This window comes from Janthinobacterium sp. 75, from assembly GCF_004365495.1.
Lineage (GTDB): Bacteria > Pseudomonadota > Gammaproteobacteria > Burkholderiales > Burkholderiaceae_D > Janthinobacterium.
In genome coordinates this window covers 4,218,519-4,233,454 of record NZ_SORD01000001.1, presented here as the reverse complement: position 1 = coordinate 4,233,454, position 14,936 = coordinate 4,218,519, and the positions used below count along the sequence as shown (strand labels likewise).

Here is a 14,936-nt window from a genome sequence, read left to right as displayed (position 1 = left end):
GTGGATTGACGGGGTACATGCGCGAAAGGGACATACTTTTCCAAAAACTTTATGCGGACTCGACAGAAATCCACCAACGGCTGTGGCGCCGTACGCGGATGGGCAGCGACGCCTGCAACAGGGCCAGCAGGGCGTCCGTGTCGTGCAACTGGTACACGCCCGACACGCGCAGCCGCGCCACGACCGGATCGCAGCGCACCACGCCGGGGCGGTAGCGGGCCAGCTGCGTCAGCACCTCGGCCAGCGGCGTGTCGTCCGCGTACAGCAGGCCATTGAGCCAGGCGGCCGCATGCGGTGCCAGCGGCCGTGGCGCGCTGGCGGCCATTCCATCGAAACTGGCTTGCCAGCCCGCCTGCACGATGACGGGCCTTCCATCGGCAGGCCGCACTTCGACGGCGCCCTGTGACACGGCCACGTGGGTATGCGCGCCCAGCAGGCGGTCCTCATGGCGCACCGTGAAGCGCGTGCCGATGGCGCGGATGCTGCCATTGCTGGTGCGCACGAGGAAGGGCCGCCGCAGGGGATCGGGGCTGGTCGCCACGTGGATTTCGCCGGCACGCAGGTGGACCAGGCGCAGGGACGCGCCGAAGACGATGTCGGCGGTACTGGCCGTATTCAGGCTCAGCGCGCTGCCATCGGCCAGGGGGACATGGCGGATTTCTCCCGTGGCCGTGTGCAGGTCGGCCGTCCATGCCTGCCATGGCGCCACGCGCAGCAAGGCCCAGCCGGCTGGCCCTGCGACGATCAGCACGGCCAGGGTTCTCAGGATGGCGCGGCGCTGGGCGCGGGCCGGGCGGTCCAGCACTTGCCTGGACAACGGCATGGCCAGCGGCGGGGGCAGCATGCCAAAGGTGCGGCACACTTGCTCGGCCCGCTGCCACGCCGTTTCATGGTCAGCGTGAGCGGCGCGCCAGCGGGCCAGCCCCTGTTGCGCGGCAGCGTCCAGTTCGCCGCCTTGCAGGCGCATCATCCAGTGCGCCGCTTCGCGCGCGGCGCGCGCATCGATGGCTGCGCTCATGTCAGGCCAGCAGCAGGATGCATCGTTCGAACGCCTGCACCATGTAGCGCTTGACGGTGCGCTCGCTGACGCTCAGGCGCGCGGCGATGTCCGCATACGCCATGCCTTCCAGCTGCGACAGCAGGAAGGCCGTGCGCACTTTCGCACCCAGGCCGTCGAGCATGGCGTCGATCTGGTGCAGGGTTTCCAGGATCAGCAAGCGGTCTTCCGCCGACGGCGTGACGGGGGCGGGCAACTGCGCCAGGGTGGCCAGCCATGCCTGCTCCAGCGACTGGCGACGGTAATGGTCGATCAGCAGGCGGCGCGCCACGGTAGTCAGGTAGGCGCGCGGCTCGCGCAGGGTGACGGCGCGTTCGCCGGGCGTGGCCAGCAGCTTGACGAAGGTATCCTGCGCCAGGTCGGCCGCGTGATCCGTGCAAGACAATTTTCCGCGCAGCCAGCGCAGCAGCCAGGGGTGGTGCTGGACATACAGATGAGCTAAAGAATCGGCGGCAGGCGATACGGCATACGTCACGGCACACTCCAGGTTGGCGCGGAAGTCCCGTGCCGCTGGCGCATGCAGGCCCTTCTTAAATGCGAATGGTTCTCATTTTACATTGGCGCGCCTGAATGTCAATGCGGCAAGCTCCGTTGGCAGGGCAATCACGGTCTTTCCGCTATACTGGCCCCCCGATATTGCCGCCATTCTTAGAAAATCACCATGGACCTGAGTACCCACGCCGCCGTCGTCAATTGCGAAGCCTATCGCGATGGCAAGAAAATCGCCCATTTCGACATCGACAAGGTGGGCGACTTCCTCGGCGACTCCGATTGTTTCGTCTGGATCGGCATGGCCAGCCCCGACGTCACGGCCATGCAGGCGTTGCAATCGGCCTTCGGCTTGCATGAACTGGCGGTCGAGGATGCGCAGGGCGCGCACGAGCGGCCCAAGCTGGAAGAGTACGGCGACACCCTGTTCATGGTGATGCACACGGCTACCCTCGACGGCGACGCCATCGTTTACGGCGAAACCCACGTCTTTCTCGGCCCCCGCTTCATCATCACGGTGCGCCACGGCGCCTCGGCCGGCTATGCGAAGTTGCGTGAGCGCAAGGAAAGCGTGCCCGAGAAATTGGCGAGCGGCCCCGGCTACGTGCTGTATTCCATCATCGACTTCATCGTCGACCAGTACCAGCCCTGCATCGACCATTTGCAGTCCCGCTTCCAGCACTATGAGCTGCAACTGTTCAAGCCCAGTCTCTCCGAAGACAAGTTGCAGGATTTCTACCAGCTCAAGACGGAGCTGCTGAAGCTGGACGCGGCCGTCAATCCCCTGCATGACATTTGCACTCAGCTGATCCGTTTCCATGGCGATATCGTGCCCAAGGAAAACCGCATCTATTACCGCGATATTCTCGATCACGTCAAACGGGTCACGCACACGGCGGGACAGATGCGCGAACTGGTCAATTCGGCCATGCAGGTGGCGCTGGGGCAAATTTCGATCCGCCAGAACGAGGTGGTCAAACGCCTGGCCGCCTGGGCCGCCATCCTGGCCGTGCCCACCATGGTCTTCAGCCTGTATGGCATGAACTTCGAATTCATGCCGGAACTGAAGTGGCGCGGCAGCTATCCGGCCGTGATCGTTGTCATTATCGCCGGCTGTTACTGGCTGCACCGGCGCTTGAAGCGCGAAGGCTGGCTGTAGGCAGCAGGCCGATTTTTAGGCCACCGCGCCGCTTCCTGGATCGACGCAGCCGCTCCTGCTCATGTGCTACCCCTGGTGTGGGGTGGGAACATCGGCGCCGTGCATGAAGCACGGCTAAGCGCCGCATGAAGACAGGCTGAAGGGCGGTGCGCGCTACAGCATGCGCTGGAAGACGCCGTCCTTGTCCAGCAGCAGATGCTTGACGCCCGCCAGTACATGCAGCACGATCAGACCGGCCAGGGTCCAGGCGCCCAGTTCATGCAGGCCGAACCACTGTTCGGCCAGCGCATGGTTGGGCGCAAACCAGCGCGGCAGCACCAAACCGAAGAAGGCCACGCCGCTCTTGCTTAGCAGCGCCCCCGCCAGGCCAGCGGCAGGCACCAGCAGCATGCCCGCATACAGCAGGCCGTGGCCCAGGCGCGACAGGCGCGCCTGCAACGGCGCCACCGACGGCGGCAGGCTTGCCGGCCTGTGGCCCAGGCGCCAGGCGGCGCGCGCGGCGAGCAGCAGCAATAGCAGCAGGCCCAGCGATTTATGCAGATTGAAGTACACCTCGCTGCCGGGATCGTCTTCGACCTCCATCATATACCAGCCCAAGGCCAGCATAACGGGGATCAGCACCGCCATCAGCCAGTGCAGCAGCCGTGCCGGAGCTGCATAGCGCCAGTCTTGCGTCGTCCATTTCTCGGTGTTCATGGTGTTTCCTTTTCGGTGAGTCGCATGGATGAATCGTGTAAGCGCCGCATCAGTCGATGGACCAGATGGCGTGGGCGTCGAGCTGCAGGCGCGCCTGGGACGCCAGCGCCTCGATCTGGGCCGTCTGCGCCGTCAGCGCCGCGTCGAGCGCCTGCCGCCTGCCGGCCAGTGCTTCGGCCAGTGTGCATTCGCCCGCCTGGTAGGCGCGCTGCATCAGTTCGGCCTGGCGGATGGTTTGTTGTTGTACCTCTTGCAATGTAGTCCATATTGCGTGGCTATGCACGCTGTCGCTGGCGGCACGCCGGGCCGCCAAAGCGACGCGCAGCTGTGTCTGCGCCACCCGTTCGCGCGCCATCGAAGCCTTGATGGCCGCCGCCGACCTGTCCGCTGCACGTCCGGCGCCGGGCAGGGGAAACGACAGGCTGACGCCGAATACCCGCTCCTGGCCGTCGCGCTCGCGCGCGGCCCGCAGTGCCAGCGTCGGGTCGGGCATGGCGTCGCTGGCCAGCCGGCTGGCGCGCATGGCGTACAGGTCCGCTTCCGCCTGGGCCAGCTGCAGTTCGTGGTTGTCGTGCACGATGCGCTCGGCCAAGCCGTCTACGGCTTCGCTGCCGGCTTGCGGCAGTGGCAGCGAGTCGGCCAGCGGACGTGGCAAGCCGGGGTAGCTGATGGCCAGCAGCGTGAGCGTCTGTTCGCTGCGCTGGCGCGCCTGTTGCAGCAGGGCCAGCACGCGCCGCTGTTCCGTGTTGGCCTGCAGCAAGTCGAGCGCGGCGCCGTCGCCGGCCTGCACGCGGCGCGCGGCAATCGATTGCAAGCGCTGCGTCACGGCCAGCTGCTCTTCCAGCCGCGCTACGCCGGCCAGGTCGCGCAGCGCGTCGAACCAGTCGCGCAGCAGGGTGCGTCCCGCTTCGTGCCAGGCGTCGCCATGCAGCGCGCGCGCCACAGTCAGCCCTTGCTCGCCCAGCGCCTGGTCCAGGCTGGCCTTGCCGAACCAGCGCAGGGGCCGTTCCAGCGCCACTTCCTGCTCCAGGTAGCGTTCCGCGCCGGGGGCGGTGCGCCGGCTGGCGCCGGCACGCACCGTCCATTCATAGGGGCCGGCGGCCAGTTTGTCCCGTTCCGCGCCGGCCAGTGCGGTGTTTTGCATCCCCTGGCGCAGCGCAGGCAGGCTGGCCAGCACGCGCCGCACCTCGGCTTCGGGCGGCAGCGCGGAAGGGTTGCCAGGCGCCGCCTGCGCTCCCGCCGCGAGGAACAGCAGCGCCAGGGCGCGCGCCTTCATGCCAGCCTCCCGTGGCACAGCACGGGGCTGATCCAGTAGGCGATGTCGGGTTTGGGCAGCTGTGCCGCCAGCGCCTGCACGAGCAGGCGCAAGTTGGTATCGGCGCCGGCGATCAGGACCAGCTTGCGCCGTCCCCGTCCCCGTACTTGCTCCAGGCTGGAGGGGTAGGCGGCGCCCGGTCCCATGCCTTGCGCATCGAGCACGGAAAAACCGGCCGCCCAAGCCGGGTGCAGCAGCAGGAAATCGAGGACGTCCTCTTCGAGGGCTACGGGCATGGCCAGCGTCAGCATGGCGTCGCAGGGGGAATGGTCAGGGTGCTGCATGGTGGGCTCCAGTCAAGGCAATGGTAGGGACAGATGGCCGCGCCACGCCGTAGCGGCGGAACAGCAGGGGCAGCAGCACGAGGGTCAGCACGGTGGCGCTGAGCAGGCCACCGATGACGACGATGGCCAGCGGCTTCTGGATTTCCGAGCCAGGCCCCGTGGCCAGCAACAGCGGCACCAAGCCCAGGCCTGTAATACAGGCCGTCATCATGACGGGACGAAAACGCCGGACGGCGCCTTGCAGGACCAGGTCGCCGACGGCCGCGCCGCGCGCATGCAGATCGTTGAAACAGGTGATCATCACCAGGCCATTGAGCACGGCGATGCCCATCAGCGCGATGAAGCCCACCGAGGCGGGCACGGACAGGTATTCGCCCGTCAGGGCCAGCGCATACACGCCGCCCGTCAGCGCGAACGGGATGTTGACCAGCACCAGCAGGGTTTGCCGGATGCTGCGCAAGGTACAGAACAGCAGCAGGAAGATCAGTGCCAGCGCCACAGGCACGACCAGCGCCAGGCGGGCTGCCGCGCGCTGCTGGTTCTCGAACTGGCCGCCCCAGGCAATGCGGTAGCCGGGCGGCAGCGGCACCTGGCGCGCCACCAGGGCCTTGGCCTCGTCGACAAAGCCGACCAGGTCGCGGCCGCGCACATTGGCGCGCACCACCACCAGGCGCGCGGCGTTTTCCCGTTCCACCTTGACGGGGCCGTCGACTGTGCGCAGGCTGGCCACCTGGCTCAAGGCGATGGCCGGGCCGTCGGCCATGGGCAGGCGCAGCTGCTGGAACAGGTCGGCCGACAGCTGCAGCTGTTCGCCGCCGCGCAGCAGCAGGGGCAGCCGCTTGCCGCCTTCGATGACGATGCCCGCCTGGCGCCCTTCGACAAGGGTGCGCAAATCGCCCTGGATCTGTTCCACGGAGAGGCCCAGGCGGGCGGCCGCCACGCGGTCGATATCGACCTGCAGGTATTGCACGCCCGAGTTTTGCGTCGTCAGCACATCTTCACTGCCGGCCAGCGTTTGCAGCTGCGTCACGATGCGCGCGGCCAGCGCGCCCAGCGCCTTGCTGTCCGGGCCGTAGATCTTGACGGCCATGTCACCGCGCACGCCGGACAGCATTTCAGAGGTGCGCATTTCGATGGGCTGGGTAAAGCTGATGTTGACGCCTGGAAAGCTTGCCGTGGCCGCCCGCAAGGCATCGACCAGCGCTTCCTTGTCCGCGCTGCGCCATTGCGCGCGCGGTTTGAGCACGAGGAAGGAGTCCGTTTCGTTCAGGCCCATGGGATCGAGTCCCAGTTCGTCCGACCCCAGGCGTGCCACGATGCGCTGCACCTCGGGCACCTGTTCCAGGATGCGGCGCTGGATGGCCTGGTCCAGGCGCGCCGATTCCTGCAAGTTCACGGATGGCAGTTTTTCGATCTGCATGATGATGTCGCCTTCGTCCAGCGTGGGCATGAACGATTTGCCCACGTGCAGGAAGACGCCGGCGGCCAGCAGCAGCGCCGCCACGGCCACGCCGCCGACCAGGCGCTCGCGGCGCAGGGCGCGCCCGAGCAGAGCCAGGTAGGCCGCTTCCATTTTCTGCACCAGGCGCGGCGTGCCCGCGTGGCGTTCGGACAGCAGCAGCGAGGCGAGCACGGGAATGACGGTCAGCGACAGCAGCAGCGAGGCGGCCAGCGCGAAGAGGATGGTCAGCGCCACGGGGACGAACAGCTTGCCTTCCAGGCCCTGCAGGGTCAGCAGGGGCAGGAAGACGATCATGATCACCAGCATGCCGGCGCTGACGGGCAGGGCAACCTCGCGCACGGCCCGGTAGATGCGGTGCAGGCGCGGCACGCCCGGCTGGGCATGGGCGCCATGGGCCTCGATGTTTTCCACCACCACGACGGCCGCATCGACCAGCATGCCGATGGCGATGGCCAGGCCGCCCAGCGACATCAGGTTGGCGCTCAGGCCATATGCCTGCATGAGCAGGAAGGTGCCCAGCGCCGCCAGCGGCAGGATGCAGGCGACCACCAACGCCGAGCGCAAGTTGCCCAGAAAAACAGTCAGCAGCACGATCACCAGCACGGTGGCTTCGGCCAGGGCGCCCGTGACGCTGGCCACGGCCCGCTCCACCAGCTTGCCGCGGTCGTAGAAGGTGCTGATGCGGGTGCCTTTGGGCAGGCTGGGGCCCAGCGCATCGAGGCGGGCGCGCACTTGCTGCACCACTTGCTGTGCATTCGAGCCGCGCATGGCCAGCACCAGCGCCTGCACGGCTTCGCCGCGCCCATCCTGCGTGACGGCGCCGTAGCGCGTCAGCTGGCCGATGCGCACCGTGGCCACCTGGCCCACGTTCACCGCCATGTCGCCGCGCCGCGTGATGCCGATGGCGCGCACGTCAGCGAGCGTGCGGATGCCCGCGTCGCTGCGGATCAGCAGCGCCTCTTCGCCGCTGCCCAGGCGGCCCGCGCCATCGCTGCGGTTGTTCGCTTCCAGTACCTGCTGCAGCTGGGCCAGCGACAGGCCGCGCGCGGCCAGGGCGGCCAGGTCGGGTACCACTTCGAAGCTGCGCACCATGCCGCCAAGCGAATTGACGTCGGCTACGCCGGCGATGTTGCGCAGCTGGGGACGGATGGTCCATTCGAGCAAGGTGCGTTTTTCCATCAGGCTCAAAGGCCCCTCGATGGTGAACATGAAGATTTCACCCAGCGGCGTGGTGATGGGCGCCAGGCCGCCGCTGACGGAGGCAGGCAAGTCCTTCAGCACGCCGGCCAGCCGCTCGCTCACCTGCTGGCGCGCCCAGAAGACGTCCGTGCCTTCCTGGAAGTCCAGTGTGATGTCGGCGATCGCATACTTGGACTGCGAGCGCAGCACGGCCTGGCGCGGTATGCCCAGCAGTTCCTGCTCGATGGGGGCGACGATGCGCGCCTCGACTTCTTCCGGCGTCATGCCAGGCGCTTTCAGGATCAGCTTGACCTGGGTGCCGGCGACATCGGGAAAGGCGTCGATGGGGAGCGCGCGGAAGGCTTGCACGCCGGCCGCCGCCATCAGCGCGGCCAGTACCAGTACCAGCAGGCGCTGCGACAGCGACAGGGCGATCAGGCGGGCCAGCATCACTGGCCTCCTTGGGCGGGCGCGTCCGCAGCTTGTCCCAGGCCGCTCCAGCTGCCCTTGAGGGCCGCCAGGCCGCGTACCGCCACCGCGTCGCCTGCGGCCAGTGCGCCGCGCACCCAGGCCATGCCGCCGCCGGCCGGCGTGGCTTGCACGGGGGTGACCAGGAAGCCCCTGGCGTTGGCGACAAAGACATAGTCTTGCCGCGCCTCGCCCATGCCGCGCACCAGCGCCACGGCCGGTACGGCCACGCCGCCCACCGCGCCCGCCCGTTGCGCCGGGCGCAGCAGGCGCGCTTCGACAAAGGCGTTCACCTTCAGGCACGGATCCTGGCCCACTTGCTGTGCGCGCAGCTGCGCGCTTTGCGTGGCGCCGTCGACGACGGGAGAGATGGCCGTCACGCGCAGCCTTGCGCAGCCGTCCACCTGCAGCAGGTCGCCCACGTGCAGCAGCGGCAGTTGCACACGGCTCGCCTGCAGCTGCACCCACAGCGGGCCGCTGGCGGCCATGCGGGCCAGCAGCGCGCCCGCTTCGACATGCTGCCCCTCCTCGACAGGCAATGCCAGCACGCTGCCGGCGCGGCTGGCGCGCACCGTCAGCAGGGGCGACAGCGTGCGTTGTTCGCGCAGGCGCCGCAGCGCCACGCCATCGAGGCCGGCGCTGCGCAGCGCCTGTTCGCGTTCGCTGGCCGCCAGCGTGGCCAGCTGCGCCGCATCGCGGCTTTCATCGAGACGGGCACGGGCGATGATGCCGTCGCCGTACAGTCCTTCGTCGCGCGCCAGCCTGGCATGCGCCAGCCGCGCCGCACTGGCCTTTTCCAGGTAGGCGCGCTGCCACTCCAGCCAGCCCTGGCTGTACAGGGTCAGCAGCGGCATGCCGGCACGCACCTGTTGCAGCGGCGTCACGTGCACCTGCTGTACCACGCCGCCCTGCACGGCGCTGGCCACGGCGCCCGAGCTGGGCGGCGCCACCACGGTGCCCGACAGGACCAGGTCGTTGCCCGCCGGCGTCCCTTCGCCGGCCAGCGTGGCGACCGCCGGCGTGGTGGCGATGCCGGCACGGCTGATTTGTTGCGGATTCAGCAGAAGTTGCTGTGGCGCTGCCGCCGATAGCAGCGGCCAGCCGAACAGGGCCAGTATTGTCCAGCAAGGCTGGCAGCGGTTAAGATGGGGAGAAGCGGGCATGGGAGGCAGCCGGAAGTGGATGATGGACGGATAGTCGCCAGCAGATGTTAAGAAGTTCTTAATGTCCGGCGCCTACGCTGCCAGCATGAAATTCGGACACGACATCCAGACAGGACAAGCCACGATGCGCATATTGCTGACAGAAGACGACCCCCAGCTGGGGCGCGCCACGCAGATGGGGCTGGAGCAGGCCGGCTATGCGGTCGACTGGGTACAGACGGCTGAAAGCGCGCATATGGCCGTGCGCCTGCACCGCTATGGCTGTTTGCTGCTCGACCTGGCCCTGCCGGGCGAGGATGGCATGCAGGCGCTGGCGACCTTGCGCCGCGGCGGTTACGACGGGGCGATCCTGATCGTCACGGCGCGCGACCAGATTGCCGACCGCGTGACGGGCCTGGATGCGGGCGCCGACGACTTCATCGTCAAACCCTTCGACCTCGATGAGCTGGCGGCGCGCATGCGCAGCGCCTGCCGCCGCGCGGCCGGGCGCACGCACGAAGAACTCGTGCATGGCGATATCGTCATCGATGTCGCCGCCCGCCAGGTGCGGCAGGCTGGCGTGGCGGTGCCAGTGACGGGCAAGGAGTTCAGCATCCTGCTGATGCTTGTCGAGCAGCGCGGGCGCATCCTGAGCCGCGTGCAGCTGGAAGAAGGCGTCTATAGCTGGGGCGAGGAAGTCGACAGCAACGCGCTGCAGGTACATATCCACCATTTGCGGCGCAAGCTGGGCAAGGCGCTGATCCGCACCGTGCATGCCATCGGCTACAGCATCGACAAACCCGATACCCAGGAGTGTCCATGACGACGCGCGCCCTGCGCGCCGCCGGCGCATGGTCGCTGCGGCGCACGCTGCTGGCCGTGTTGCTGGGACTGACGTTCACCTTATGGGGCTTCAGCGCCGCCATCGTGTACCTGGAAGCGGGGCGCGAAAGCCAGGAACTGTTCGACCAGTCGCTGGCCGAGACGGGGCATTTGCTGCTCTCCCTGGCCGAGCACGAGGTGCAGGAACATGGCGCGAGCACGTCGCTGGTGATGCCGGTGGCGCAGAACCGCAACCACCGCCAGTATCTGCTGTTCCAGGTGTGGGATGCGCAGCGGCGCCTGTTGTACAAGAATGCCGGCGCGCCGGACCAGGCGTTCGCCGCGCCGGCCGATGTCGGCTACAGCTGGCACGACAACGATGGCCAGCTGTGGCGCATCTACACGAGCTGGAATCATGACGCGCAGCTGCAGATCCAGGTGGCGGAACCGGCCAGCCACCGCCAGGAAATCAGCAGCCGCTTCGCCCTGAAGCTGCTGGCCATCGGCTTGCCGATGGCGGCCCTGGCGGCGCTGGCCATCTGGTGGAGCATCAACCGCGTGTTTCGCGCCCTGCGCCGTAGCGCCGATGAAGTGGCGCAGCGCACGCCCGACGATCTCGCCAGTGTCAGCGTGACGGGCGCGCCGCTGGAAGTGCAGCCGCTGCTGCAGGCCATCAACCGCCTGTTCGTGCGCGTGCGCCAGACGCGCGAGCAGGAGCAGCGCTTCACGGCCGATGCCGCGCATGAATTGCGCACGCCGCTGGCGGCCATCAAGACCAACCTGCAGGTGTTGCAGCGCGCGCGCAGCGATGCGGAACGCAGCGAGTCCGTGACGGGCCTGGGCTTGAGCGTGGACCGTGCCACGCGCCTGGTGGGGCAGTTGCTGACCCTGTCCCGGCTCGACCCGCAGTCGCAGCCGCCGCCCGACCTGCCCGTGCTGGACCTGGCCGCCGTGCTGGCTGAACAGCTGCCTGGCTGGATGGCGCAGGCGCAGCGCCAGGATCTGCAACTGCGGGCCGACCTGGCCACGGCGCCGTGCCGCCTGCAGCTGGACCATGTCCTGATCCTGGTGCGCAACCTGATGGACAATGCCATGCGCTATACCCCGGCCGGCGGCACGCTGATGCTGGCCTGCCGCACCGAGGCCGATGGCGTGCTGCTGCGCGTGAGCGATACGGGGCCCGGCATCGCCGAGCAGTTGCGCGAGCGCGTGTTCGAACGCTTTTTCCGCGCCGCCGGCGCGCACCAGCCAGGCAGCGGCCTGGGCTTGTCGATCGTGCGGCGCATCGCCGAAACGCATGGCGCCAGCGTGCAGCTGGCCGCCGGACCGGATGGCGCGGGCCTGGTGGTGACGGTGCACTTCCCCGCGCCCGCCGGCGCGCCCATTCATGAATAAAGGAGGCTGACCATGCCATTGCGACACCGCGAGTTTCACCGGATGGACAACGTGGGCTGGCTGCGCGCCGCCGTGCTGGGCGCCAATGACGGCATCGTTTCGACGGCCAGCCTGGTGCTGGGCGTGGTGGCGGCGCACGCCACGCACGACAGCATCCTGGTGGCCGGCGTGGCTGGCCTGGTGGCGGGCGCCATGTCGATGGCCACGGGCGAATATGTCTCGGTGCAGTCGCAGGCCGATACGGAACAGGCGGCGCTGGAACGCGAGGGCGGCGAACTGTTCGATGATCCCAAGGGGGAGCTGCACGAGCTGACGCACATTTATGTGGCGCGCGGCCTGGAACCGGCGCTGGCCGCGCAAGTGGCCAGGGCCCTGACGGCGCACGACGCGCTCGGCGCGCATGCGCGCGATGAACTGGGCATCACCGAAAGCATGCGCGCGCGCCCGCTACAGGCGGCGCTGGCCTCGGCGCTCAGTTTTGCCGTCGGCGCGGCGTTGCCGCTGCTGGTGGTGCTGCTGGCGCCCATGCCCATGCTGGCGCCGGCCATCGTTGCTTCCGCGCTGCTATTTCTGGCGCTGCTCGGTGGCTTGGCGGCCAGGGCCGGCGGCGCGCGCTTGGGCCGGGGCGTGCTGCGCGTGGTGTTCTGGAGCGCGCTGTCGATGGCGGCGGCATCGGGCATCGGGGCGCTGTTCGGCGCCACGGTCGCGTGACGCTGTCAGTGTGATACCAGCACCGGCAAGGTCATCTCCTGTAACACCGTGCGCGTGACGCCGCCCAGCAGCGTCTCGCGCAGGCGCATGTGGCCGTAGCAGCCCATCACCACCAGGTCGCAGCGCCGCTGCGCCGCCATCGCCAGCAGGGCCGTGCCCACGTCCTGGCCAGGCGGCGTGTCATGCTGCAGCACTTCGACGTTGACGCCGTGGCGCGCCAGGTACAGGGCCAGGTCGGCACCCGGCTGCTCGCCGTGCGCGGCCGGCTGGGCGTGCGAATTGACGACGGCCAGGCTGACCTGCTGCGCGCGTTGCAGCAGCGGCAGCGCGTCCGTGATGGCGCGCAGCGCTTCGGCGCTGCCGTTCCAGGCCAGCAGGGGATGCTGCGCGCTGCCCGATAGTGCGGCGGACGGGGCGTGCGGCACCATCAGCACGGGCCGGCCGCAATGGAGCATCAGGTATTCGGGCGTGCCGGCGATGACGCGCGACGGCGTATCCTGCGCGTCGGTCTGGCCGAGGATCAGCAAGTCGCAATAGCGCGCCTGCAGCAGCAGAGCGCCTTGCGCGTCGTCGTCGACGAAGCGCGTTTCGTAGGTGCCAAGGCCTTCTTCGCGGGCGATGCGCTCGAATTCGTGCAGGGCTTCGCTGGCCTGGCTGCGCAGCGCCTGCATCTGCGCCGGCGCAAATTGCAGCGCGTTGACGCCGCCGCCATACGCATAGCGCGAGATGCCGCTCATGGCCGAGCCGATCAGGTGGGCGCCTTCTGCGACGGCCAGGCGTACGGCCAGGCGGATGCGCTGGGCACAGTGGCGGGAATTGTCTACGTGGACCAGCAGGGTAGTGTAGGGCATGGCGTTTTCCTCGGTTGTCTGAAGTCGGTTGTCAAGTCTGCAGCACGTAGTTGCCCGGCGCGTCGCCCAAGTCTGGGCCCATGGCTGGCGGCGCCACCTGCGCGCCCGAGCGCTCTGCCAGCCAGGCTTGCCAGGCAGGCCACCATGAACCGTCGTGACGCGTCGTGTCGCGCTGCCAGCTGTCCGCGTCGATGTAGGGCGCGTCGTGGGCGTGCGTGGCCAGCTGGTAGCTGCGGCGCGCCTGTCCCGGTGGCGAGACCACGCCTGCATTGTGCCCGCCCGAGGTGAGCAAAAAGGTGACGTCCGTGTCGGTCAGCAGCTGCAGCTTGTACACAGAGCGCCATGGCGCCACGTGGTCCGTCAGCGTGCCGACGGCAAAGATGGGCGCGTCGATGTCCGGCAGGGCGATATGGCGGCCTGCCGTGCGGTAGCGGCCTTCGGCCAGGTCGTTGTGCAGGAAAAGGCGGCGCAGGTATTCCGCATGCATGCGGCAGGGCATGCGCGTGGCGTCCGCATTCCAGGCCATCAGGTCGCTGTCCTGCTCGTCCAGCCCCAGCAGGTAATGGCGCAGCCGGCGCGACCAGATCAGATCGTTCGAACGCAGCAGCTGGAAGGCGCCCGCCATCTGCCGCGTATCGAGGTAACCCTGCTTCCACATGGCCGCCTCCAGGAAGCTCACCTGGCTCTCGTCGATGAACAGCGACAGTTCGCCCGGTTCCTTGAAGTCCACCTGCGACGCCAGCATGGTGAGGCTGGCCAGGCGCGCATCGCCGTCGCGCGCCATGCTTGCTGCGGCAACCGCCAGCAGGGTACCGCCCAGGCAGTAGCCGGCCGCGTGCACCTGCGGCGCGCCCGTGATGCGGGCAACGGCGTCGAGCGCGTCCATCACCCCCAGCTGGCGGTAGTCTTCCAGCGACAGCTCGCGGTCTTCTTCGAGCGGATTTTTCCATGAAATCATGAACACCGTGTGGCCTTGTTCCACCAGGTAGCGCACCAGCGAATTGTGCGGCGACAGGTCGAGTATGTAGTATTTCATGATCCAGGCCGGCACGAACAGCAGGGGCGTGGCATGCACGGTCGCTGTCGCTGGCGCGTACTGCAGCAGCTCGATCAGGTCATTGCGGTAGACCACCTTGCCGGGCGTGACGGCCACGTTGTCGCCTGCCTTGTAGCTGCGCTGGTCGGGCGCATGCGCGCCCATGGCGGCGCGGCGCCAGTCGTCGGCCAGGTGCCGTGCGCCATTCGCCAGGTTGGCGCCGCCGCTCGCCAGGGTTGCCTGCTGCACCACGGGATTGGTCAGCATGAAGTTCGACGGCGCCAGCATGTCGAGCCACTGGCGCACGGTGAACGTGACGACATCTTCGTGATGCGGCGAGACGCCGCGCACGCCAGTGGTGGCGCGGTGCCACCACTGCTGCTGCAGCAAGAAGCCCTGGTAGGCCAGGTTGTAGGGCCAGCGCTGCCAGGCCGGGTCTTCGAAGCGCCGGTCCTGCGGCAGCGGCGCGATGCAAGGCGGCTCACTGGCGCTGCCGGTCTGGGCCGATTGCAGCGCAGATTGCAGCGCGTACTGCTGCCAGCGGCCGATCTTCTTCCACGCTTCCTGCAGCAAGGTTAGCTGCTTCGATGGCGCCAGTGCCAGGTGGCTGAGCCAGTCGGCATAAGCATTGCCCAGCGCGGCCGGCGAAATGCCGCCCGTGAACTTGCCCAGCCAGGCGTTTAGCAGCAGGTCGAGAGTGGCGCCTTCCGGTGCGCTCTCCGGATAGTCGGGCGCCGGCACGCCTTGCCAGGCGCTGCCCTGGCGCTCATGTTCAACTTTTTGCTCCGCATTGCTCGGCTGCGTCTTGCTCATCCAGGACTCCTGTCATTTTTTTACAGGATAGCAAGAGCTTGTTCAAAAAATTATGAT

General features: G+C 68.1%; 13 protein-coding genes. 4 read left to right on the top strand and 9 right to left on the bottom strand.

The features are described from left to right. Positions 1 to 49: 49 nt before the first annotated feature. Entirely contained in the window at positions 50 to 1,018 is a 969-nt protein-coding gene (locus C8C89_RS19225; protein ID WP_133991879.1) for a FecR domain-containing protein, read from the bottom strand. A gap of 1 nt (position 1,019) precedes the next feature. Further along, positions 1,020 to 1,532, bottom strand: a complete 513-nt coding sequence (locus tag C8C89_RS19220; protein WP_133991876.1) for a sigma-70 family RNA polymerase sigma factor — start codon at positions 1,530 to 1,532, stop codon at positions 1,020 to 1,022. A gap of 186 nt (positions 1,533 to 1,718) precedes the next feature. Between C8C89_RS19220 and C8C89_RS19215 the strand changes: the two genes are divergently transcribed. Beyond that, the gene (locus tag C8C89_RS19215; RefSeq protein ID WP_133991873.1) at positions 1,719 to 2,705 is read left to right on the top strand and encodes a magnesium and cobalt transport protein CorA; all 987 of its coding nucleotides are present in this window, start codon (positions 1,719 to 1,721) and stop codon (positions 2,703 to 2,705) included. A gap of 153 nt (positions 2,706 to 2,858) precedes the next feature. On the opposite strand, the gene C8C89_RS19210 is transcribed toward C8C89_RS19215, so the two are convergent. From C8C89_RS19210 to C8C89_RS19190, 5 genes are read right to left on the bottom strand one after another with little or no spacing between them, the layout of a single operon-like run. Next, positions 2,859 to 3,401 carry a cytochrome b gene (locus C8C89_RS19210; protein ID WP_133991870.1) on the bottom strand — a complete coding sequence of 181 codons (543 nt, stop codon included), beginning with the start codon at positions 3,399 to 3,401 and terminating at the stop codon, positions 2,859 to 2,861. 49 nt (positions 3,402 to 3,450) lie between these two features. After that, positions 3,451 to 4,677, bottom strand: a complete 1,227-nt coding sequence (locus C8C89_RS19205) for a TolC family protein (protein ID WP_133991867.1) — start codon at positions 4,675 to 4,677, stop codon at positions 3,451 to 3,453. Beyond that, entirely contained in the window at positions 4,674 to 5,000 is a 327-nt protein-coding gene (locus C8C89_RS19200) for a DUF3240 family protein (protein ID WP_101481066.1), read from the bottom strand. Before C8C89_RS19200 ends, C8C89_RS19205 begins: the two co-directional genes overlap by 4 nt. Beyond that, a complete protein-coding gene (locus C8C89_RS19195) occupies positions 4,987 to 8,091 on the bottom strand; it encodes a CusA/CzcA family heavy metal efflux RND transporter (RefSeq protein WP_133991864.1) in 3,105 nt (1,034 codons plus the stop codon). Before C8C89_RS19195 ends, C8C89_RS19200 begins: the two co-directional genes overlap by 14 nt. Beyond that, positions 8,091 to 9,272 (bottom strand): efflux RND transporter periplasmic adaptor subunit, encoded by a 1,182-nt coding sequence (locus C8C89_RS19190; RefSeq protein ID WP_243858110.1) that lies wholly within the window; start codon positions 9,270 to 9,272, stop codon positions 8,091 to 8,093. The genes C8C89_RS19195 and C8C89_RS19190 overlap by 1 nt, the downstream gene beginning before the upstream one ends. Before the next feature lie 124 nt (positions 9,273 to 9,396). Here C8C89_RS19190 and C8C89_RS19185 point away from each other — a divergent pair, with 124 nt between their 5' ends. From C8C89_RS19185 to C8C89_RS19175, 3 genes are read left to right on the top strand one after another with little or no spacing between them, the layout of a single operon-like run. Continuing rightward, on the top strand, positions 9,397 to 10,074 hold the full coding sequence (locus tag C8C89_RS19185) for a response regulator (protein WP_101481068.1): 678 nt from the start codon (positions 9,397 to 9,399) through the stop codon (positions 10,072 to 10,074). Next, positions 10,071 to 11,468 (top strand): ATP-binding protein, encoded by a 1,398-nt coding sequence (locus tag C8C89_RS19180; protein WP_101481069.1) that lies wholly within the window; start codon positions 10,071 to 10,073, stop codon positions 11,466 to 11,468. Before C8C89_RS19185 ends, C8C89_RS19180 begins: the two co-directional genes overlap by 4 nt. 12 nt (positions 11,469 to 11,480) lie before the next feature. Beyond that, positions 11,481 to 12,179, top strand: a complete 699-nt coding sequence (locus C8C89_RS19175) for a VIT family protein (RefSeq protein WP_133991861.1) — start codon at positions 11,481 to 11,483, stop codon at positions 12,177 to 12,179. A 5-nt stretch (positions 12,180 to 12,184) separates the two neighbouring features. Here C8C89_RS19175 and C8C89_RS19170 read toward each other — a convergent pair whose 3' ends face one another. Both C8C89_RS19170 and C8C89_RS19165 read right to left on the bottom strand, forming a co-directional pair. Beyond that, positions 12,185 to 13,030, bottom strand: a complete 846-nt coding sequence (locus C8C89_RS19170; protein ID WP_133991859.1) for a universal stress protein — start codon at positions 13,028 to 13,030, stop codon at positions 12,185 to 12,187. Between the two features lie 31 nt (positions 13,031 to 13,061). Beyond that, a complete protein-coding gene (locus tag C8C89_RS19165; RefSeq protein ID WP_208327731.1) occupies positions 13,062 to 14,879 on the bottom strand; it encodes an alpha/beta fold hydrolase in 1,818 nt (605 codons plus the stop codon). Positions 14,880 to 14,936: the final 57 nt, after the last annotated feature.

Bases quoted from the DNA above. Each gene is read 5' to 3' on its own strand.
- C8C89_RS19225 (WP_133991879.1), bottom strand. From the start codon at position 1,018: ATGAGCGCAGCCATCGATGCGCGCGCCGCGCGCGAAGCGGCGCACTGG.
- C8C89_RS19215 (WP_133991873.1), top strand. From the start codon at position 1,719: ATGGACCTGAGTACCCACGCCGCCGTCGTCAATTGCGAAGCCTATCGC.
- C8C89_RS19210 (WP_133991870.1), bottom strand. From the start codon at position 3,401: ATGAACACCGAGAAATGGACGACGCAAGACTGGCGCTATGCAGCTCCG.
- C8C89_RS19205 (WP_133991867.1), bottom strand. From the start codon at position 4,677: ATGAAGGCGCGCGCCCTGGCGCTGCTGTTCCTCGCGGCGGGAGCGCAG.
- C8C89_RS19200 (WP_101481066.1), bottom strand. From the start codon at position 5,000: ATGCAGCACCCTGACCATTCCCCCTGCGACGCCATGCTGACGCTGGCC.
- C8C89_RS19195 (WP_133991864.1), bottom strand. From the start codon at position 8,091: ATGCTGGCCCGCCTGATCGCCCTGTCGCTGTCGCAGCGCCTGCTGGTA.
- C8C89_RS19190 (WP_243858110.1), bottom strand. From the start codon at position 9,272: ATGCCCGCTTCTCCCCATCTTAACCGCTGCCAGCCTTGCTGGACAATA.
- C8C89_RS19185 (WP_101481068.1), top strand. From the start codon at position 9,397: ATGCGCATATTGCTGACAGAAGACGACCCCCAGCTGGGGCGCGCCACG.
- C8C89_RS19180 (WP_101481069.1), top strand. From the start codon at position 10,071: ATGACGACGCGCGCCCTGCGCGCCGCCGGCGCATGGTCGCTGCGGCGC.
- C8C89_RS19175 (WP_133991861.1), top strand. From the start codon at position 11,481: ATGCCATTGCGACACCGCGAGTTTCACCGGATGGACAACGTGGGCTGG.
- C8C89_RS19170 (WP_133991859.1), bottom strand. From the start codon at position 13,030: ATGCCCTACACTACCCTGCTGGTCCACGTAGACAATTCCCGCCACTGT.
- C8C89_RS19165 (WP_208327731.1), bottom strand. From the start codon at position 14,879: ATGAGCAAGACGCAGCCGAGCAATGCGGAGCAAAAAGTTGAACATGAG.